The sequence below is a fragment of the Streptomyces sp. NPDC007084 genome (assembly GCF_040703595.1).
Classification (GTDB): domain Bacteria; phylum Actinomycetota; class Actinomycetes; order Streptomycetales; family Streptomycetaceae; genus Streptomyces.
On sequence record NZ_JBEYFY010000013.1, the window covers coordinates 139,915 to 159,751 of the forward strand.

General features: G+C 72.7%; 12 protein-coding genes and 1 pseudogene. 6 read left to right on the top strand and 7 right to left on the bottom strand.

Annotated features, from left to right (window positions below; translation table 11 throughout):
• Positions 1 to 47: 47 nt before the first annotated feature.
• From AB0912_RS14395 to AB0912_RS14405, 3 genes are all read right to left on the bottom strand, one after another.
• Positions 48 to 1,205 carry an acetyl-CoA C-acetyltransferase gene (locus AB0912_RS14395; protein WP_366699307.1) on the bottom strand — a complete coding sequence of 386 codons (1,158 nt, stop codon included), beginning with the start codon at positions 1,203 to 1,205 and terminating at the stop codon, positions 48 to 50.
• A 163-nt stretch (positions 1,206 to 1,368) separates the two neighbouring features.
• The gene (locus AB0912_RS14400; protein ID WP_366699309.1) at positions 1,369 to 1,980 is read right to left on the bottom strand and encodes a TetR/AcrR family transcriptional regulator; all 612 of its coding nucleotides are present in this window, start codon (positions 1,978 to 1,980) and stop codon (positions 1,369 to 1,371) included.
• Between the two features lie 15 nt (positions 1,981 to 1,995).
• Positions 1,996 to 2,787, bottom strand: a complete 792-nt coding sequence (locus tag AB0912_RS14405) for an SDR family oxidoreductase (RefSeq protein ID WP_366699311.1) — start codon at positions 2,785 to 2,787, stop codon at positions 1,996 to 1,998.
• 107 nt (positions 2,788 to 2,894) lie between these two features.
• On the opposite strand from AB0912_RS14405, the gene AB0912_RS14410 reads away from it, so the two are divergent.
• Together AB0912_RS14410 and AB0912_RS14415 are read left to right on the top strand one after the other, a co-directional pair.
• The gene (locus AB0912_RS14410; RefSeq protein ID WP_366699313.1) at positions 2,895 to 4,040 is read left to right on the top strand and encodes an acyl-CoA dehydrogenase family protein; all 1,146 of its coding nucleotides are present in this window, start codon (positions 2,895 to 2,897) and stop codon (positions 4,038 to 4,040) included.
• Positions 4,040 to 5,038: an acyl-CoA dehydrogenase family protein gene (locus AB0912_RS14415; protein WP_366699315.1), complete on the top strand. Its 999-nt coding sequence runs from the start codon at positions 4,040 to 4,042 to the stop codon at positions 5,036 to 5,038. Before AB0912_RS14410 ends, AB0912_RS14415 begins: the two co-directional genes overlap by 1 nt.
• Here AB0912_RS14415 and AB0912_RS14420 read toward each other — a convergent pair.
• The gene (locus AB0912_RS14420; protein WP_366699317.1) at positions 5,013 to 6,638 is read right to left on the bottom strand and encodes a cytochrome bc complex cytochrome b subunit; all 1,626 of its coding nucleotides are present in this window, start codon (positions 6,636 to 6,638) and stop codon (positions 5,013 to 5,015) included. The genes AB0912_RS14415 and AB0912_RS14420 overlap by 26 nt on opposite strands.
• A 391-nt stretch (positions 6,639 to 7,029) precedes the next feature.
• Here AB0912_RS14420 and AB0912_RS14425 point away from each other — a divergent pair, with 391 nt between their 5' ends.
• Complete coding sequence (locus AB0912_RS14425) at positions 7,030 to 7,842, top strand: chitosanase (RefSeq protein ID WP_366699319.1); 813 nt, start codon at positions 7,030 to 7,032, stop codon at positions 7,840 to 7,842.
• A gap of 154 nt (positions 7,843 to 7,996) precedes the next feature.
• Here AB0912_RS14425 and AB0912_RS14430 read toward each other — a convergent pair whose 3' ends face one another.
• From AB0912_RS14430 to AB0912_RS14440, 3 genes are all read right to left on the bottom strand, one after another.
• Entirely contained in the window at positions 7,997 to 9,457 is a 1,461-nt protein-coding gene (locus AB0912_RS14430; protein ID WP_366699321.1) for a glutamate synthase subunit beta, read from the bottom strand.
• Entirely contained in the window at positions 9,450 to 13,985 is a 4,536-nt protein-coding gene (gene gltB, locus AB0912_RS14435; RefSeq protein WP_366699323.1) for a glutamate synthase large subunit, read from the bottom strand. Before gltB ends, AB0912_RS14430 begins: the two co-directional genes overlap by 8 nt.
• Before the next feature lie 422 nt (positions 13,986 to 14,407).
• Positions 14,408 to 15,139: a VIT1/CCC1 transporter family protein gene (locus AB0912_RS14440; protein WP_366699325.1), complete on the bottom strand. Its 732-nt coding sequence runs from the start codon at positions 15,137 to 15,139 to the stop codon at positions 14,408 to 14,410.
• A 272-nt stretch (positions 15,140 to 15,411) separates the two neighbouring features.
• On the opposite strand from AB0912_RS14440, the pseudogene AB0912_RS14445 reads away from it, so the two are divergent.
• The 3 genes and pseudogenes from AB0912_RS14445 to AB0912_RS14455 form a co-directional block, all read left to right on the top strand.
• Positions 15,412 to 16,395 (top strand): annotated as a pseudogene (locus AB0912_RS14445) (ADP-ribosylglycohydrolase family protein); the annotation flags it as partial.
• A gap of 962 nt (positions 16,396 to 17,357) precedes the next feature.
• A complete protein-coding gene (locus tag AB0912_RS14450; protein WP_366699353.1) occupies positions 17,358 to 18,554 on the top strand; it encodes an ADP-ribosylglycohydrolase family protein in 1,197 nt (398 codons plus the stop codon).
• A gap of 7 nt (positions 18,555 to 18,561) precedes the next feature.
• A complete protein-coding gene (locus tag AB0912_RS14455) occupies positions 18,562 to 19,731 on the top strand; it encodes an ADP-ribosylglycohydrolase family protein (RefSeq protein ID WP_366699327.1) in 1,170 nt (389 codons plus the stop codon).
• Positions 19,732 to 19,837: the final 106 nt, after the last annotated feature.

A 19,837-nucleotide genomic window follows, 5' to 3' on the forward strand; every position in this document is an offset into this window, starting at 1 on the left:
TACGGCACTGACTGACGCCGGTACGGAAGGGAGCCCACGCCCTCGTCTCAGAGCCGCTCGATGATCGTCACGTTGGCCTGGCCGCCGCCCTCGCACATCGTCTGGAGGCCGAACCGGCCGTCGGTGCGCTCCAGTTCGTGCAGCAGGGTCGTCATCAGGCGCACGCCGGTCGCGCCGAGCGGGTGGCCGAGGGCGATGGCGCCGCCGTTGACGTTGACCTTGCCGGGGTCCGCGCCGGTCTCCTTCAGCCAGGCGAGGACGACCGGGGCGAAGGCCTCGTTGATCTCGACCAGGTCGATGTCGGCGAGGGACATGCCGGTCTTCTTCAGGGCGTGGGCCGTGGCCGGGATGGGCGCCGAGAGCATCCGGATGGGGTCCTCGCCCCGGACGGAGAGGTGGTGCACGCGGGCTCGCGGGGTGAGGCCGTGTTCGCGGACCGCCCGCTCGGAGGCGAGGAGCATGGCGGCGGCGCCGTCGGAGACCTGGGAGGAGCAGGCGGCGGTGATGGTGCCGCCCTCGACCACCGGTTTCAAAGCGGCCATCTTCTCCAGCGAGGTGTCCCGGCGGGGCCCCTCGTCGGCGGTGACCTGCCCGAAGGGGACGGTCTCGCGGTCGAAGCGGCCCTCGTCCAGGGCGCGGACCGCCCGCTGGTGTGAGCGGAGGGCGTACTCCTCCTGGTCGAGGCGGGTGATGCCCCACTTGGCGGCGATGAGTTCGGCGCCGTGGAACTGGTTGACGGGCCGGTCGCCGTAGCGGGCGCGCCAGCCCGTGCTGCCGGCGAAGGGGCCCTCGGTGAGTCCGAGGGGGTCGGCGGCCTGGCGGGAGGCGAAGGCGATGGGGATCTGGGTCATGTTCTGGACGCCACCGGCGACGACGAGGTCCTGGGTGCCGGACAGGACGCCCTGGGCGGCGAAGTGCACGGCCTGCTGGGAGGAGCCGCACTGCCGGTCCACGGTGACGCCCGGCACCTCCTCGGGGAGGCCCGCGGCCAGCCAGGCGGTGCGGGCGATGTCGCCGGCCTGCGGCCCGACCGCGTCCAGGCAGCCGAAGACGACGTCCTCGACGGCGGCCGGGTCCACGCCGGACCGCCCGACCAGCGCGGTCAGCACATGGGCGCCGAGGTCGGCCGGGTGGACCGCGCCGAGCCCTCCCCCGCGCCGTCCGACGGGTGTGCGGACCGCTTCGACGATGTAGGCCTCGGCCATGACGACTCCCTCGCGGAGATCGGATCGGAGATGAGTGGTGCGCGGACGGCTGGGTGCGGACGGGCTCTGTAGGGACGACCGGGTGCGGACGGCTGGGTGCGGACGGGCTCTGTAGGGGCGACCGGGTGCGGACGGCTGGGTGGCGACGGCTGGGTGCCGACGGTTAGGTGCGGACGGAGATGCCGTCGAGCACCATCGACAGGTACTGCCGGGCGATCTCCTCGGGGCTGTGCTGTCCTCCGGGGCGGTACCAGGACGCGGCGACCCACACGGTGTCCCGGACGAAGCGGTAGGTGAGCCGGATGTCGAGGTCGGCCCGGAAGACCTCGGCACGGACGCCGCGCTCCAGGGTGCTGAGCCATGCCTTCTCGAAGTTGCGCTGGGACGTGGCGAGGAAGGCGAAGCGGTCCTGGGCGGCGAGGTGGCGGGCCTCCTTCTGGTAGATGGCGACGGCCGCGCGGTGCCGGTCGATCTCCCGGAAGGACTCGGTGACCAGGGCCTCCAGGGTCTCCCGGGGGCCGAGTCCGGCGGCGAGGACGGTGTCGTAGCCGTCCCACAGCTCGTCGAGGAAGGTCCGCAGGATCTCCTCCAGCATCGATTCCTTGGAGTCGAAGTGGTAGTAGAGGCTGCCGGCGAGCATGCCGGCCTCGTCGGCGATTTTGCGGACGGTGGTGGCGTTATAGCCCTGTTCGGCGAAGACCTCGGCGGCCGTGCCGAGCAGTTCGCGGCGGCGCTCCGGGGTGGCGGTCACCTGGGGCTTCTTCTTGGTAGGCACGGGGTCATTGTCGTCCTATGCGCGCTGGCTGCTCACGGACACGACCTCGCCGGTGAGGTACGAGGAGTAGCCGGACGCGAGGAAGACGATGACGTTGGCGATCTCCCAGGGCTCGGCGTGGCGGCCGAAGGCCTCGCGGGCGGTGAGTTCCTCCAGCAGCTCGGGGGTGGTGACCTTCGCGAGGTGCGGGTGCATGGCGAGGCTCGGGGAGACCGCGTTGACGCGGACCCCGTAGGCGGCGGCCTCGATCGCCGCGCAGCGGGTGAGGGCCATGACGCCGGCTTTGGCGGCGGCGTAGTGGGCCTGCCCGGCCTGGGCGCGCCAGCCGACGACGGAGGCGTTGTTGACGACGGTGCCGCCCTCGCCCTGGCCCTTGAGGCGGCGCAGTGCGGCCCGGGTGCACCGGAACGTGCCGTTCAGCGTCACGTCCAGCACCCGGCTCCACTGCTCGTCGGTCATGTCGACGAGATCCGAAGTCCCGCCCAGGCCCGCGTTGTTGACGACGATGTCCAGCCGGCCGTGGAGGCGGACGGCGCTGTCGAAGAGGGCCTGGACCTGGTCCTCGTCGGTGACGTCACAGGGCTGTGCGGTGACGTTCGCGGCGCCGAACTCCCCGGCCAGGGCCTCGGCGGTCCCGGTGAGCCGGCGGGTGTGCGCGTCGCTGAGCAGGACGCGGGCGCCTTCCTCCAGGAACCGGCGGGCGGTGGCGCCGCCGATGCCGGCGCCGGCCGCGGCGGTGATGACGGCGGTGCGGCCGGTCAGCAGCCCGTGCCCGGGGACGTACGCCGGGCTCTCGACGTCGCTCATGACCCCAAGCTAACCTACCAAACACTTGTTAGGGAAGCGCGTGGCGGTCCAGCGCGCAGTCACCCGGCGAAGCCCCCGTGGGCCGCCGCAGCCGAGAGGTGCCGCCGATGGATCTCACCCCCTCCCCCGCCGACGAGGCGTTCCGCGCGGAGGCGCGCGCCTGGCTGGACGCGCATGTCCCGGCGAACCCGCTGCCTTCCCTGGAGACGGCGGAGGGGTTCGCCGCGCACCGCGCCTGGGAGGCCGAACTCGCCGCGGACCGCTGGTCGGTGGTGTCCTGGCCGGCGGCCTACGGGGGCCGGGACGCGGATCTGATGCGCTGGCTGGCCTTCGAGGAGGAGTACCACGCGGCGGGCGCGCCGGGCCGGGTCGGGCAGAACGGGATCAGCCTGCTCGCGCCGACCCTTTTCGACCACGGCACTCCCGAGCAGCGGGCGCGGGTGCTGCCGCCGATGGCGACGGGTGAGGTGGTCTGGGCGCAGGCGTGGTCCGAGCCGGGTGCCGGTTCCGACCTGGCCTCGCTGTCGTCGCGTGCGGTGCGGGTGGCCGGGGGGTGGCGGCTGAGCGGGCAGAAGACCTGGTCGTCGCGGGCCGCGTTCGCCGACCGCGCGTTCGGCCTGTTCCGCAGCGAGCCGGGCCTGCCGAGGCCTCATCAGGGCCTGACGTATCTGATGTTCGACCTGCGGGCGCCCGGGGTGACGGTGCGTCCCATCGGGCGGCTCGACGGGAAACCGGCGTTCGCGGACATCTTCCTGGACGGCGTGTTCGTCCCGGACCAGGACGTGATCGGCGAGCCGGGCCAGGGCTGGCGGGTGGCGATGTCGACGGCGGGCAACGAGCGTGGGCTGACGCTGCGTTCACCGGGCCGCTTCCTGGCGGCGGCCGACCGGCTGGTGGCGCTGTGGCGCGAGCGCGGGGACCCGGCGGACCCGGCGCTGCGCGACCGGGTGGCCGACGCGGTGATCGGCGCGCGCGCCTACCAGTTGTTCACCTACGCGGGCGCCTCCCGGTTCCTCGACGGGGAGGCGATCGGGCCGGAGTCCAGCCTGAACAAGGTGTTCTGGTCCGAGCTGGACATCGCGCTGCACGAGACGGCGCTCGATCTGCTCGGCCCGGAGGGCGAGTTGGCGGACACGGCGTGGGCCGAGGGCTATGTCTTCGCGCTGGCGGGGCCGATCTACGCGGGCACGAACGAGATCCAGCGCGACATCATCGCCGAGCGGCTGCTCGGCCTCCCGAAGGGCCGCCGCTGATGCGTTTCCTCCTCGACGCCGAACAGCGCGCCTTCGCCGCCTCTTTGGACGCGATGCTGTCGGCCGCGGACACCCCGTCGGCCGTACGGTCCTGGGCGGCTGGCGATCCCGCGCCCGGCCGGGCCCTGTGGGCGCGCCTCGCGGACGCCGGGGTCTTCGCGCTGGCCGTCCCGGAGACGTACGAGGGCCTCGGCCCACTGCCTGTCGAACTGGCCCTGGCGTACGTCGGGTTGGGCCGGCATGCGGTACCCGGCCCGGTGGTGGAGTCGGTCGCGGCGGCGGCCCTGCTGAGCGCTCTGGGCGAGCGGGGGGAGTCGGGACCGGCCAAGCGGCTGCTGCCGGGACTCGCCTCGGGAGAGTGCGTGGCCACCCTCGCGGTGGACGGCGGGTACGCGCTCGACGCAGACCGGGCGACCGTGGTCCTCACCGTGGAGGGAGCGGCCCTGCGTCTCGCGCCGGGGCACGGCCCGGTGCGCGCGTCCGTGGACCCCGCCCGGCGTCTGGCGCGGCCGGCGGACGGCGGTGAACTCCTCGCGAGCGGACCGCAGGTCGTCAACGCCGCGCGGCAGGCGCTGACTTGGGCCCGGCTCACGACGGCCGCGCAGGCACTCGGGGTGGGCCTCGCGCTCCTCGACCGGACCGTCGCGTACGTCGGGCAGCGCACCCAGTTCGGTGTGCCGGTCGGCTCGTTCCAGGCGGTCAAGCACCGGCTCGCGGACGCGAGGACCGCCCTGGAGTTCGCCCGCCCGCTGCTGTTCGGGGCCGCCTTGACCATGACGCCGGCGGACGTGGCCGCCGCCAAGGTCATGGCGGCCGAGGCCGCGTACACGACGGCCCGGACCGCGCTGCAACTGCACGGCGCGATCGGCTACACAGCCGAGTACGACCTGTCGCTGTGGCTCACCAAGGCGCGTGCCCTGCGCACCGCTTGGGGCACGCCGGGCGAGTGCCGGGCGCGGGTGCTGGCCGAGGTCAGTGGTGCCCGTCCCCGCTCGTGATCTCCCGGTACTCCTCGGGGGTCGGCTTGGGTACCTGGGCGTCGGGCCCCAGGAGGCCGCGCGCCAGCCGGGCCCGCAGCCGCCGCGTCGGTCCCGCGCGGCGGACCACGCCGTTCGCGTCGACCAGCGGCCCCACCTCGAAGGGCGGCGGCTGTTCGTGCTGGGTGAGGGTGAACCGCCGGGCCGGGGTGAGGGGTTCGTGGACCTCGACGAACTCGCCGTGCGGCAGCCGCTTGATCACGCCGGACTCACGGCCGTGCAACACCTTGTCGCGGTCGGCACGTTGCAGCCCGAGACAGACGCGCCGCGTGACGACGAAGGCGAGCGCGGGCCCGACGAACACGCCGACGCGGACGAACCAGGTGATCGCGTTGATCGACAGGTGGAAGTGGGTGGCCCACAGGTCGTTTCCGCCGCCGACGAGCAGGATCGCGTACAGCGTCAGCCAGGCGACGCCGAGCGCGGTGCGGGTGGGGACGTTGCGCGGCCGGTCCAGGATGTGGTGCTCGCGCCGGTCGCCGGTGATCCACGCCTCGATGAACGGGTAGACGGCGATCGCGGCCATGATCAGCGGGAAGAGCGTGAACGGGATGAAGACGCCCAACTGGAGGGTGTGGCCGAAGGCGTTGATCTCCCAGCCCGGCATCACCCGGATCAGCCCCTCGGAGAACCCGAGGTACCAGTCGGGCTGCGCGCCGGTGGTCACCAGGTCGGGCCGGTAGGGTCCGAACGCCCAGACCGGGTTGACGGTGGCGATCGCGCCCATGACCGACAGCACACCGAAGACCAGGAAGAAGAACCCGCCGGCCTTCGCCATGTAGACCGGCATGAACGGCATCCCGACGACCGACTTCTGGTCCTTCCCGGGCCCCGGGTACTGCGTGTGCTTGTGGTAGAAGACCAGGATCAGATGGGCGACGACCAGCCCCAGCATGATGCCCGGCAGCAGCAGGACGTGGATGGGGAAGAACCTCGGGATGATGTCGTGCCCGGGGAACTCGCCGCCGAACAGGAAGAAGGAGAGGTACGTCCCGACCACCGGGACGGACAGGATCGCGCCCTGGGCGAAGCGGACGCCGGTGCCGGAGAGCAGGTCGTCCGGGAGCGAGTAACCGGTCAGGCCGGTGAGCAGGCCGAGCATCAACAGGGTCCAGCCGAAAAGCCAGTTGACCTCGCGGGGCTTGCGGAAGGCGCCGGTGAAGAACACCCGCATCATGTGCACGAGCATGCCGGCGAGGAAGACCAGCGCCGACCAGTGGTGGATCTGCCGGATCAGGAGTCCGCCGCGTACGTCGAAGCTGATGTCGAGGGTGGACTCGTAGGCCCGGGTCATGACGATGCCGTTCAACGGACCGTACGAGCCGTGGTAGACGACCTCCACGCCGCTGGGTTCGAAGAACAGGGTGAGGTAGACGCCGGTGATGATCAGCACGATGAAGCTGTAGAGGCAGACCTCGCCGAGCATGAACGACCAGTGGTCCGGGAAGACCTTGCGCATGTTGGCCCTGGCCAGCGAGTAGATCCCGAGCCGGCCGTCGGCCCAGTCGGCCACCCGCTCCCCCGTGGCCGCCCCGTCCCGCCGCTCCCCGCGCCCGCCCATAGCCCCGCCCCCTCGGCCCCCAGCGTGCCACGGCCCCCGCTGTAAGCCAACGGTGCGTCTCCACACGGCAGTTGCTCACCTGCTCCGCCTCAGACCCCGCTCCTCAAGAGCCGGAGGGGCTGAAGGGTTCTTAGCCCGTCCGGCGATTGAGGACAAGGCCGTTCAGGCCGAAGCGGGGGTCCGGTTCACGAGGGCCCCCCGAGCGGCCGACACTCGGTGGGCAGATCACCTTCCGGGCACGGCATCGCGCCCGGGGCGGGCAGGAGGAGTGCGCTCACGTGACGGTCCCGGCCGAGGGGGGCGCGTACCGGGCGGACGCGCGCGTGAACTTCGGGTGCGGCATCCCCGTACGCCGTCCCCGGTCCCACCACCGCTGCGTACCCTGTCCCTCATGAAACGCGCGGGTTTCCTGTTATTGGTGGTCGTTCCCGTTCTTGTCGCGGCTGTGGCTTATTTCCTCGTGCCGGAGCGTCAGGCGAGAGCCGACTCGGAGCGGGCCGGGCTCGCCGCGCCGGCGAAGAAGGAGCTGGCCCAGCAGATCGTGGCGAGCGCCGAGAACTCGACGCTCGACTGGCGGCAGGCGTACGGATACGTGGAGGACATCGGCGACGGCCAGGGCTACACCGCGGGCGTCATCGGCTTCTGCACCGGCACCCACGACCTGCTCACCCTCGTCGAGTCGTACACCAGGCGGCACCCGGACAATGGGCTCGCCCGCTATCTGCCCGCGCTGCGGAAGGTGGACGGGTCGGACTCGCACGAGGGCCTGGACCCGGGCTTCCCCGCGGCCTGGCGGCACGAGGCGACGGTGCCGGCGTTCCGGGCCGCGCAGGACTCCGAACGCGACCGCGTCTACTTCGACCCGGCGGTCCGGCAGGCGCGCCACGACGGCCTCGGCACGCTGGGCCAGTTCGTCTACTACGACGCGATGGTGATGCACGGTCCGGGCACCGGCGACTACGGCTTCTACGGGCTGCGGCAGCGGGCGCTGCGCGAGGCGAGGCCGCCGTCGCAGGGCGGCGACGAGACGGCGTATCTGAACACCTTCCTGGACGTGCGGCGCGCGGCGATGCGGTCCCGGGACGCGCACCGCGACACCACCCGCATCGACACCGCCCAGCGGGTCTTCCTGCGCGAGGGGAACCTCGGCCTGGACACGCCGCTGGTGTGGAAGGTGTACGGGGAGACGTACCGGATCCCGTAGGGCTCCGGGCATGCGGCGGCGCCTGCCAGGTCGTCCGGTCGGGGACAGTTCGGCAGGCGCCGTCTCGTGTTCCGTACGCCTTTGTACGGGACGCGTTGTGCGTGACCGTCGTCTCGCGTGACGGGTCACGTGATCGGGGTCACCGATCCGCGGGTCAGACCATCAGCGAGCGGTCCGTCGGGCGGATCGGGGCGGGCAGGTCGCTCGCGCCGGTGAGGAAGCGGTCGACCCCGCGGGCGGCCGAGCGGCCCTCCGCGATGGCCCAGACGATGAGGGACTGGCCGCGGCCCGCGTCACCGGCGACGAACACGCCGGGCACGTTGGTCGCGAAGTCCGCGTCGCGGGCGATGTTGCCGCGCTCGTCCAGCTCCAGGCCGAACTGGGAGACGACGCCGTTCTCGACGTCGGTGCCGGTGAACCCCATCGCCAGCGTCACGAGCTGGGCGGGGATACGGCGCTCCGTGCCCGGCTTCTGGGTCAGCTTGCCGCCGGCGAACTCGACCTCGACGAGGTGCAGCCACTGGACGTTGCCGTCCTCGTCGCCCTCGAAGTGGGTGGTGTTGACGGAGTAGACCCGCTCACCGCCCTCCTCGTGCGCGGAGGTGACCTTGTAGAGCATCGGGAACGTGGGCCAGGGCTGGTTCGGGTTCCGCTCCTCGCCGGGCCGCGGCATGATCTCCAGCTGGGTGACCGAGGCCGCGCCCTGCCGGTGGGCGGTGCCCACGCAGTCGGCGCCGGTGTCGCCGCCGCCGATGACCACGACGTGCTTGCCCGCGGCGGTGATCGGGGGCGCCACGAAGTCGCCCTCCTGCACCTTGTTGGACAGCGGCAGGTACTCCATCGCCTGGTGGATGCCCTTCAACTCCCGCCCGGGGACGGGGAGATCACGGGCGGTGGTGGCGCCGGCGGCGATGACCACGGCGTCGTAGCGCTTGCGCAGGTCCGTCGCCTTGAGGTCGCGGCCGATCTCGACGCCCGTGCGGAAGCGGGTGCCCTCCGCGCGCATCTGCTCGATACGGCGGTTGATGTGCCGCTTCTCCATCTTGAACTCGGGGATGCCGTAGCGCAGCAGGCCGCCGATGCGGTCGGCGCGCTCGTACACGGCGACCGTGTGGCCGGCCCGGGTGAGCTGCTGGGCGGCGGCGAGACCGGCCGGTCCCGATCCGATGACCGCGACCGTCTTGCCGGAGAGGCGCTCCGGGGCCTGGGGCGCGACGCTGCCGCTGTCCCACGCCTTGTCGATGATCGAGACCTCGACGTTCTTGATGGTCACGGGCGGCTGGTTGATGCCGAGGACACACGCCGACTCGCACGGGGCCGGGCACAGCCGGCCGGTGAACTCCGGGAAGTTGTTGGTGGCGTGTAGCCGCTCGGAGGCGGCCTGCCAGTCCTCGCGGTAGGCGTAGTCGTTCCACTCGGGGATCAGGTTGCCGAGCGGACAGCCGTTGTGGCAGAAGGGGATGCCGCAGTCCATGCAACGCGAGGCCTGCTTGGAGATGATCGGGAGCAGCGAGCCCGGAACGTAGACCTCGTTCCAGTCCTTGACGCGCTCCTCGACCGGCCGGGACCTGGCGACCTCACGGCCGTGGTTCAAAAAGCCCTTGGGATCAGCCATTGGTCGCCGCCTCCATCATCTTCTCGGTGATCGCGGACTCGTCGAGTCCGGCTCGCTCGGCGGCGTCCTTGGCGGCGAGCACTGCCTTGTACGTGCTGGGGATGATCTTGCTGAAGCGCTCCACGGCGACGGGCCATTCGGCGAGCAGCTTCTCGGCGACCGTCGAACCGGTCTCCTCGGCGTGCCGGCGCACGACGTCGTGCAGCCACTGCCGGTCGGTGTCGTCGAGTTCCTCGACGGCGTCCACGTTGCCGATGTTGACGTTGTCGCGGTCGAGGTCGATGACGTACGCGATGCCGCCGGACATGCCGGCCGCGAAGTTGCGGCCCGTCTCGCCGAGGACGACCGCGTGGCCGCCGGTCATGTACTCGCAGCCGTGGTCGCCCACGCCCTCGGAGACCACCGTGGCGCCGGAGTTGCGGACGCAGAAGCGTTCGCCGGTACGGCCGCGCAGGAACAGCTCGCCGCCCGTGGCGCCGTACGCGATGGTGTTGCCCGCGATGGTCGAGTACTCGGCGAGGTGCTCGGCGCCCCGGTCGGGGCGGACGATGACCCGGCCGCCGGAGAGGCCCTTGCCGACGTAGTCGTTGGCGTCGCCCTCCAGGCGGAGGGTGACACCGCGCGGCAGGAAGGCGCCGAAGGACTGGCCGGCGCTGCCGGTGAAGGTGATGTCGATGGTGTCCTCGGGCAGGCCCGCGCCGCCGAACTTCTTCGTCACCTCGTGGCCGAGCATGGTGCCGACCGTGCGGTTGATGTTGCGGATGGCGACCTGGGCGCGGACCGGCTGGGCGTCGGCCTGCGAGTCTGCGGCGAGCGCGTCGGCGGCGAGCTTGATCAGCTCGTTGTCGAGCGCCTTCTCCAGGCCGTGGTCCTGCTCGATGACCTGGTGGAGCGCCGCGCCCTCGGGGAGTTCGGGCACGTAGAAGAGCGGGGACAGGTCCAGGCCCTGCGCCTTCCAGTGGGTGATGGCCCGCTCCACGTCGAGGTTCTCGGCGTGGCCGACGGCCTCCTCGATGGTGCGGAAGCCGAGTTCGGCGAGGATCTCGCGGACCTCTTCGGCGATGAACTTGAAGAAGTTGACGATGTACTCCGCCTTGCCGGCGAACCGCTCGCGCAGCACGGGGTTCTGGGTGGCGATGCCGACCGGGCAGGTGTCCAGGTGGCAGACGCGCATCATGACGCAGCCGGAGACGACGAGCGGCGCGGTCGCGAAACCGAACTCCTCGGCGCCGAGCAGCGCGGCGATGACGACGTCGCGGCCGGTCTTGAGCTGGCCGTCGGTCTGCACGACGATGCGGTCGCGCAGGCCGTTGAGCAGCAGGGTCTGCTGGGTCTCGGCGAGGCCCAGCTCCCAGGGGCCGCCCGCGTGCTTGAGGGAGGTGAGGGGGGAGGCGCCCGTTCCGCCGTCGTGGCCGGAGATGAGGACGACGTCCGCGTGGGCCTTGGAGACACCGGCGGCGACCGTGCCGACGCCGACCTCGGAGACCAGCTTCACGTGGATGCGGGCCTGCGGGTTGGCGTTCTTCAGGTCGTGGATGAGCTGGGCGAGGTCCTCGATGGAGTAGATGTCGTGGTGCGGCGGCGGGGAGATCAGGCCGACGCCCGGGGTGGAGTGCCGGGTCTTGGCGACCCACGGGTAGACCTTGTGGCCGGGGAGCTGGCCGCCCTCGCCGGGCTTGGCGCCCTGGGCCATCTTGATCTGGATGTCGTCGGCGTTGACCAGGTACTCGCTGGTCACGCCGAAGCGGCCGGAGGCGACCTGCTTGATGCTGGAGCGGCGCGCCGGGTCGTACAGCCGGTCCGCGTCCTCGCCGCCCTCACCGGTGTTGGACTTGCCGCCCAGCTGGTTCATGGCGATGGCGAGGGTCTCGTGCGCCTCCTTGGAGATGGAGCCGTACGACATGGCGCCGGTGGAGAAGCGCTTGACGATCTCGGAGACGGGCTCGACCTCCTCGACGGGGATCGAGGGGCGGTCCGACTTGAAGCCGAACAGGCCGCGCAGCGTCATCAGGCGCTCGGACTGCTCGTTGACCCGGTCCGTGTACTTCTTGAAGATCTCGTAGCTGCCGGAGCGCGTCGAGTGCTGGAGGCGGAAGACCGTCTCCGGGTCGAACAGGTGGGGCTCGCCCTCGCGGCGCCACTGGTACTCGCCGCCTATGTCGAGGGCGCGGTGCGCGGGCGCGATGCCGGAGGCCGGGTATGCCTTGGCGTGCCGGGCGGCGACCTCCTGGGCGATGACGTCGAGTCCGGCGCCGCCGATCTTGGTGGTGGTGCCGTTGAAGTACTTCTCCACGAAGGCCTGTTCGAGGCCGACGGCCTCGAAGACCTGGGCGCCGCGGTAGGAGGCGACGGTGGAGATGCCCATCTTGGACATGACCTTGAGGACGCCCTTGCCGAGCGCGTAGATCAGGTTGCGGATGGCCTGTTCGGCGTCGATGCCCTGGAGGAAGGTGCCGGCGCGGACCAGGTCCTCGACGGACTCCATGGCGAGGTACGGGTTGACGGCGGCGGCGCCGAAGCCGATGAGCAGGGCGACGTGGTGGACCTCGCGGACGTCGCCGGCCTCGACCAGCAGGCCGACCTGGGTGCGCTGCTTGGTGCGGATGAGGTGGTGGTGGACGGCCGCGGTGAGCAGCAGCGAGGGGATCGGCGCGTGCTCGGCGTCGGAGTGGCGGTCCGACAGGACGATCAGGCGGGCGCCGTTCTCGATGGCGGCGTCGGCCTCGGCGCAGATCTCCTCGATGCGGGCGGCGAGGGAGTCGCCGCCGCCGGAGACGCGGTAGAGGCCGGAGAGGGTCGCGGCCTTCATGCCGGGCATGTCGCCGTCGGCGTTGATGTGGATGAGCTTGGCCAGCTCGTCGTTGTCGATCACCGGGAAGGGCAGGGTGACGCTGCGACAGGAGGCGGCGGTGGGCTCCAGGATGTTGCCCTGCGGGCCGAGCGAGGAGCGCAGCGAGGTGACCAGTTCTTCGCGGATCGCGTCCAGCGGCGGGTTGGTGACCTGCGCGAAGAGCTGGGTGAAGTAGTCGAAGAGGAGACGCGGGCGGGCCGAGAGCGCGGCGATCGGCGAGTCGGTGCCCATCGAGCCGATCGGCTCGGCGGCGGCCTTGGCCATCGGCGCGAGGATGATCCGCAGCTCCTCCTCCGTGTAGCCGAAGGTCTGCTGGCGGCGGGTGACCGAGGCGTGGGTGTGCACGATGTGCTCGCGCTCGGGCAGGTCGGACAGCTCGATCTCGCCGGCTTCCAGCCACTCGGCGTAGGGCAGGTCGGCGGCGAGGCCGGCCTTGATCTCGTCGTCCTCGATGATGCGGTGCTCGGCGGTGTCGACCAGGAACATCCGGCCGGGCTGGAGGCGGCCCTTGCGGACGACCTTGGCGGGGTCGATGTCGAGGACGCCGACCTCGGAGCCGAGGACGACGAGGCCGTCGTCGGTGACCCAGTAGCGGCCGGGGCGCAGGCCGTTGCGGTCGAGGACCGCGCCGACCTGGGTGCCGTCGGTGAAGGTGACGCAGGCCGGGCCGTCCCAGGGCTCCATCATGGTGGCGTGGAACTGGTAGAAGGCGCGGCGGGCCGGGTCCATGGAGTCGTGGTTCTCCCACGCCTCCGGGATCATCATCAGCACGGAGTGCGGGAGCGAGCGGCCGCCGAGGTGCAGGAGTTCGAGCACTTCGTCGAAGGAGGCCGAGTCGGAGGCGTCCGGGGTGCAGACGGGGAAGATCCGCTCCAGGCCCTTGTCGCCGAAGAGGTCGGAGGCGAGCTGGGACTCGCGGGCCACCATCCAGTTGCGGTTGCCCTTGACCGTGTTGATCTCGCCGTTGTGCGCGACGAAGCGGTACGGGTGGGCGAGCGGCCAGCTCGGGAAGGTGTTGGTGGAGAAGCGGGAGTGCACGAGGGCGATCGCGGAGGCGAAGCGGCGGTCGGACAGGTCCGGGAAGAAGGGTTCGAGCTGGCCGGTGGTCAGCATGCCCTTGTAGACGATGGTCCGCGCGGACAGCGACGGGAAGTAGACACCGGCCTCGCGCTCGGCGCGCTTGCGCAGCACGAACGCGGTGCGGTCGAGGGCGATGCCCTCGCTGCGGCCGTCGGTTACGAAGAGCTGGCGGAAGGCGGGCATCGTGGAGCGGGCGGTGGCGCCGAGGAGGCCGGGGGCGACCGGGACCTCGCGCCAGCCGAGGACGGTGAGGCCCTCGTCGGCGGCGATCGTCTCGATCCGTGAGACGGCCTCGTCCGTGCCGTCCTCGGGCAGGAAGGCGATGCCTACCGCGTACGCGCCGGCCGCGGGAAGGTCGAATCCGGCCACCTCGCGGAAGAAGGCGTCCGGCACCTGGGACAGGATGCCCGCGCCGTCGCCCGAGTCGGGCTCGGAGCCGGTGGCACCGCGGTGTTCCAGGTTGCGCAGAACGGTGAGCGCCTGCTCGACCAGCGCGTGGCTCGCCTCGCCGGTGAGGGTGGCCACGAAGCCGACGCCGCAGGCGTCGTGCTCGTTGCGGGGGTCGTACATACCCTGGGCAGCAGGGCGAGCATCCATGAAGGACCACTTCTGGCCGTTCGTGGAGTGCTGGGACGGCTGGCGCGGCGTACGCATCGGCTCTCCCGTCGTCGTCGTGGCATATGACTGATGCCGAGGGACGACGTTGGCCCTCTGCTGGGGTGCAAAATTTCGTGCAGGTTACATGATGGAGCGGTTCTCGGGAACCGGATACTTCATTCCAGCATGCGGACACCACGGGGTCGCGGCGGATCGCCGCGCTCGGCGGCGGAAGGTTATGGGGCGTCGACGGACAGATCGGTGGCCGTCGGGCCGGGTCGCGGCAGGCTTCGTGGCCCGTCACGGGCATGCGGCACAGGCGTCATTGCCTGCGGCGCTTACGGCTCATGCCCGGTGGTCAACTCGTCGAAACCGCCGGGTAACAACTACTTATGCGGTCCCTCGCATAAGCGCTCGTCGCGTCATCCTACGGCCGTTCCGAACAGGCTGCCCAGGGCGTACGTCACACCGGCCGCGGCGCCGCCGAGGGCGAGCTGCCGCAGTCCGCTGAACCACCAGGACCGCGCGGTCACCTTGGCCACGACCGCGCCGCAGCCGAACAGGCCGGTCATCGCGAGGAGCAGCGCGGGCCACAGGGCGGTCGCGCCGAGCAGGAACGGCAGGACGGGGAGCAGAGCGCCCAGCGCGAACGAACCGAAACTGGAGACGGCGGCGACGGCCGGGGAGGGCAGGTCGCCCGGGTCTATGCCGAGTTCCTCGCGCGCGTGGATCTCCAGGGCCTGCTCGGGGTCGCGGGAGAGCTGCCGGGCGACCTCGCGGGCCAGCTCCGGTTCGACACCGCGCCCCTCGTACAGCGCGGCCAGCTCGCGCTCCTCGTCCTTGGGGTGCTTGCGCAGCTCCCGGCGCTCGACGGCCAGCTCCGCCTCGACGAGTTCGCGCTGCGAGGCGACGGAGGTGTACTCGCCGGCGGCCATCGAGAAGGCGCCGGCGGCCAGGCCCGCGAGTCCGGTGATGACGATCGTCTGGTGCGATACGTTCCCGCCCGCGACGCCGGTCATCAGCGCGAGGTTGGAGACGAGGCCGTCCATCGCGCCGAACACGGCGGGGCGCAGCCAGCCGCCGTTGACGTCGCGGTGGGTGTGGTTGTCCCGGTGCGCCTCGTGCAGCGCCGCCTCGGTCTCGATGATCGCCATTCCGGTCCCCCTGGACGGTTGATTTGGATGTCTTCCACTTTTCGACAACGCCCAAAGTACGCCTCGAAATTCCGCGCCGCCAGCAAGGAAAGGCTGGGCTAACCTGCGGCTTTACCCTTTTCCGCTCATCCGTGGCATGACACGCACAGATGTCGACCGGGTGACAGTGGGGCTCGCGAGGCTCCTGTCAACCGCCAAGGTGGGACAGATCCGCTGAGGGTTCCGCGCCCGCATTCCGCGCATCCGCAGGGGCCCTGAGAGGAGAGGCACGTATGGCTTCCATCGCCTGCATTCCCTCGGCCCCGGCCCCCGGGAGCGCCGCCGGTCTCCGCGACCGGGCACGCGGCGCACTGCTCGGACTCGCCGTCGGGGACGCGCTGGGCGCGCCCGCCGAGAACATGAAGCCGTCGGAGATCCGCGCCCGCTGGGGACGGATCACCGGGTACGTCGCCGAGCATCCGGCCGGCACCGACGACACCGAGTACGCGATCTTCTCCGGGCTGCTGCTGGCCCGGCACGGGTCCGCGCTCACCGTGGCGCATGTCGAGTCCGCGTGGCACCAGTGGATCGCGGACCTCGACGAGGGGCCGTTCCGGGGGGCCGGGTTCAGCGAACGCGGCACCCTGGAGAACCTCCGCAGGGGGCTCGCGGCGCCCATCTCCGCCCAGCACCGGCACGCCTGGAGCGACGGTCTCGCCATGCGGGCGGCGCCGTTCGGCGTCTTCGCCGCCGGTCGGCCCGCCGAGGCCGCCCGGCTCGTGGCGATCGACGGCTCGGTGAGCCACGACGGCGAGGGCATCTACGGCGGCCAGGCCGTCGCCGCGGGGGTCGCCGCCGCGATGGCCGGCGCTCCCACCATCGCGGTCGTGGCCTCCGCGCTGGCCGTCATCCCGGACGACTCCTGGACGGCCCGCTCGCTGCGCCGGGCGGTCGCGGTGGCCCACCGGGGCGAGCGGGCGGTGCGCTCGGCGGTGGTGATCGGCGGCTACCCCTGGACCGACCTGGCCCCCGAGGCCGTGGCGCTCGCCTTCGGGGCGTACGCGGCGGCGGACGGGGAGTTCACCGAGTCGGTGCTCACCGCGGTGAACATGGGGCGGGACGCCGACACGACCGCCGCGGTCGCCGGAGCGCTGGCGGGTGCCACCCGGGGGGTGTCGGCGATCCCGGCGGACTGGGCGACCGCCATCGGCCCGGCCCGCGGCAGCTGCCTCCCCTCCATGGAGGGCCACCACATCCTGGACGTGGCGGAGCTGCTGACCCCGGAGTCCGGCGACAAATGGCGACCGGCCCCGCCCTCTCTCCCCCACCTCCCGCCGGACCCGGCCCCGAGCCCGGCTACGGCTCCGGCCCGGAACCCCGCTGTGGCTACGGCTCCGGCCCGGAACCCCGCTGTGGCTCCGGCTCCGGCCCGGAACCCCGCTCCGGCTCCGGCCCCCGACGCCGTCCGCCCGGCCGCTGTCGAGCCGGCACCGGGGCTCGCTCCCGTCGGAGCCGCAGACGCCGGGCGGGCTCCGGGAGCCTCGCCCGCCGGACCCGCGTACGCCATGCGCCCCCACACCGCCGGCCGCACGACCCCGGCGGGAACCCCCGCCCCGCCCATGCCCCCGCCTCCGCTCCCGCCCCTGTCCTCCGACCACACGGCACCCCCGGGCAGGCATCCCCTCGGGGCGTCTTCCGGCGCGTACTCCCCACAGGTCTCGCCCGAGAGCGAGGTCCGGTCATGAGGCCCGGGCCGGTCGGGGACGAGTCCGGTGAGGGCACGGTGTCGGCCGGGGCCGCGGGGCCGATGCCGGTCTCGGCGGGCGGGGAGGGCGGCGCGGCGCTGCTCGCGGCCGGCGGGGACGCGGTGCCGCCACTCGCGGCGGGAGCGGAGCCGGCGACACCGCTCGCGGCGGACCCGCCGGCCGCGGCTCTCGCGACGGACCCCTCCCGCGCGACTCTGACGGCGAACCCCTCCACCGTAGCTCTCACGGCGGACCCCTCGGCCGTAGCTCTCGCGACGGACCCCTCGGCCGTAGCTCTCGCGTCGAGCCCCTCGGCCGTGGCTCTCGCGACGGGTGCCGAGCCCGGGGTGATCGGCTTCGCCTCGGAGGGGGCGCGCCTCAGGCGTACCGACGCGCCCGCCTCAGGTACGGGCGCGCCCCGGAGCGACGCCGACGCGACCCGGAGCGACACCGGCACGACCCGGAGCGACACCGACGCGCCGCCCCGGAACAAGGTGAACGCCCCGGACACGGGGGCCCGCGACTCCCGGGAGGCGGCTGCCGGGGAACCGGCCCGGCGGATCGAGGGGCTGTTGCTGGGGCTCGCCGCCGGGGATGCCGCCGGGTGGCCCGCGGCCCGACACCGGGCCGCGCGGATGCCCGAGTGGACCCGGCGGCTGACCCGCGAACTCGACACCTTCGCGGAGCAGAACGCCACGACGACCCTGCCCGTGCCGATCGCCCTGAACCAGCCCCCGGAGCCGCTGCGGCTCGGCCCCTCGGACGACGCGGAGTGGGCGGCGTTCGCGGCGGAGGCCGTCCTGCGGGCCGGTGAGACAGCCGCCCTCGGCGACATCGGCCGCGAACGCCGGCTGCGCGCGGCCATCGACCTGTCCTGGAACGCCGTGGCCGGCGAGGTCGCCGCCGCGGCGGACCGCGCGCCCGAGGTCGAGTCCGCCCTGCTCCCGCTGCGCGCCCGGATCTCGGTCCGGGCCGCGCTCGGCAACCTCGCCACCGGCCTGCGCCCGCCCGCCACCGGCCACGACAACCCGCACTACTTCGACGACGCGGCCTGTGTACGGGCCTGTGTGCTCGCCGTGGCCCACCCGGGCGAGCCCCGACTCGCCGCGGAACTGGCCGAGTTCGACGCCCGCTACACCCAGGACGGCGACGGGGTGCACGGCGCCCGCGCGATGGCCGCCGCCGTGTCCCTCGCGCTCGCCGGGCACCCCGTCGACACCTGCGTGGCCGCCGCCCTCGCCGAACTCCCCGCCGGGACGGAGATCGGCCGCAACGCCCGGCACGCCCTCGCCCTCGCCCAGGCCGGCGACAGCGTCTTCGCCCTGATCCCGCCGCTGGAACACCAGATCGTCGACCACGTCTACAGCTACGGCATCGCCGCGGCCGAGACCGTCCCCGTCGCACTGGCCCTGACGGCCGCCGCGCGCGGCCGGATCGCCGAGGCGGTGCCCGCCGCGGCCTGTCTGTCCCGGGTCGCCGACTCGGCCCCCGCCCTGGCCGGGGCGCTCTGCGGAGCGCTCGGCGGGGGCGCGGCCCTGCCCGCCTCCTGGCGCGAGGCCTGCCGCACCCTCTCCGGCTGCGCGCTGCCCCGGCTGACCGGCACGGACCTCATCGGCCTGGCCGGACTCCTCGAAGCGGCGGGACGCGCCGACCCGCTCGATTCCCCGGAACCGGCCGGACCAAAGGGATGATTCGGTCATGACGCCCACAGGAGAAGGAACGGGAACCCTCGACGAACGGATCACCGGAGCCCTCGTCGGAGCGGCCGTCGGCGACGCGCTCGGCGGCCCCGTCGAGGGGTACTCCCCCGAGCAGATCATCGAGCGCCACGGCGGCCGCGTGCACGGAGTGGTGGGCCCCTGGAACGGCGACGACTGGCCCACCGCCCGCCCCATCGCCCCGTACCACAAGGGCGACGGACACGTCACCGACGACACCCTGATGACCCACGCGCTGATCCGGGTGTACGCCGCCGTCCGCGACCACCTCGACGCCTACTCCGTCGCCACGCACCTGGTCCCCGACCTGATGACGGCCCCGCGCTGGATCCCGGAGCTGGAGGCCGAGGCACTCCCCCTCCAGCGGATCTTCCTCGCCGAGAAGTGGCTGGTGGCCCGGCTGCACTACGGCCACGTGGACCCCCGCGAGGCGGGCTCGGGGAACATCGTCAACTGCGGTGCCGCGATGTACATGGCGCCGGTCGGCCTGGTCAACGCGGCGAACCCGGCGGGCGCCTACGCCGAGGCGCTGGACGTCGCCGGTGCCCACCAGTCCTCGTACGGGCGCGAGGCGGCCGGGGTGTTCGCGGCGGCGGTCGCGGCGGCCTGCTCGCCCGGCGCGACCCCCGACTCGGTCGTCGCCGCCTGTCTGGCGCTGGCCAAGGACGGCACCCGGGACGCCGTCGAGGAGGTCTGCGACGTCGCCTCCCGGTACACGGACTTCGAGTCGGCGCTCGTCCCGCTGCGCCGCGCGGTGGCCCCCTACGACACGGTCGGCCCCGACTACCGGTCCCCCTCGCTCGGCGCGCGCCGGCCCTCCCGGCTGCACTCCATCGAGGAACTCCCGGTCGCGCTGGGCATGTTGGTGGTCGCCGGCGGCGACTTCCGGCACGCGGTGCTCGGTTCGGTCAACTACGGCCGCGACTGCGACTCGATCGCCACGATGGCCGGGGCGATCGCCGGAGCGCTGGGCTCCGCGGTGCCGCACGACTGGGCGAAGACGGTCGCCGAGTCCAGCCGCCTCGACCTGGAGGCCCCGGCGCGCACGCTCACCGAGGTGACCCGGGAGATCTTCAGCCGTGACGTCCGGCGCCGCCGGGACCACGAGGCGGCGTACGCGGCGCTGACGGGAACGCCGTGCTCCGGCTGACCTGGGTACAGCCCGAGGACCTGCTCGGCCACGAACTGAACCAGGCGGCCCAGGACGGCCGGGACGCCGGCTCCGTCGCCGCCCGCTGGCGGGCCGCGGGCGGCGC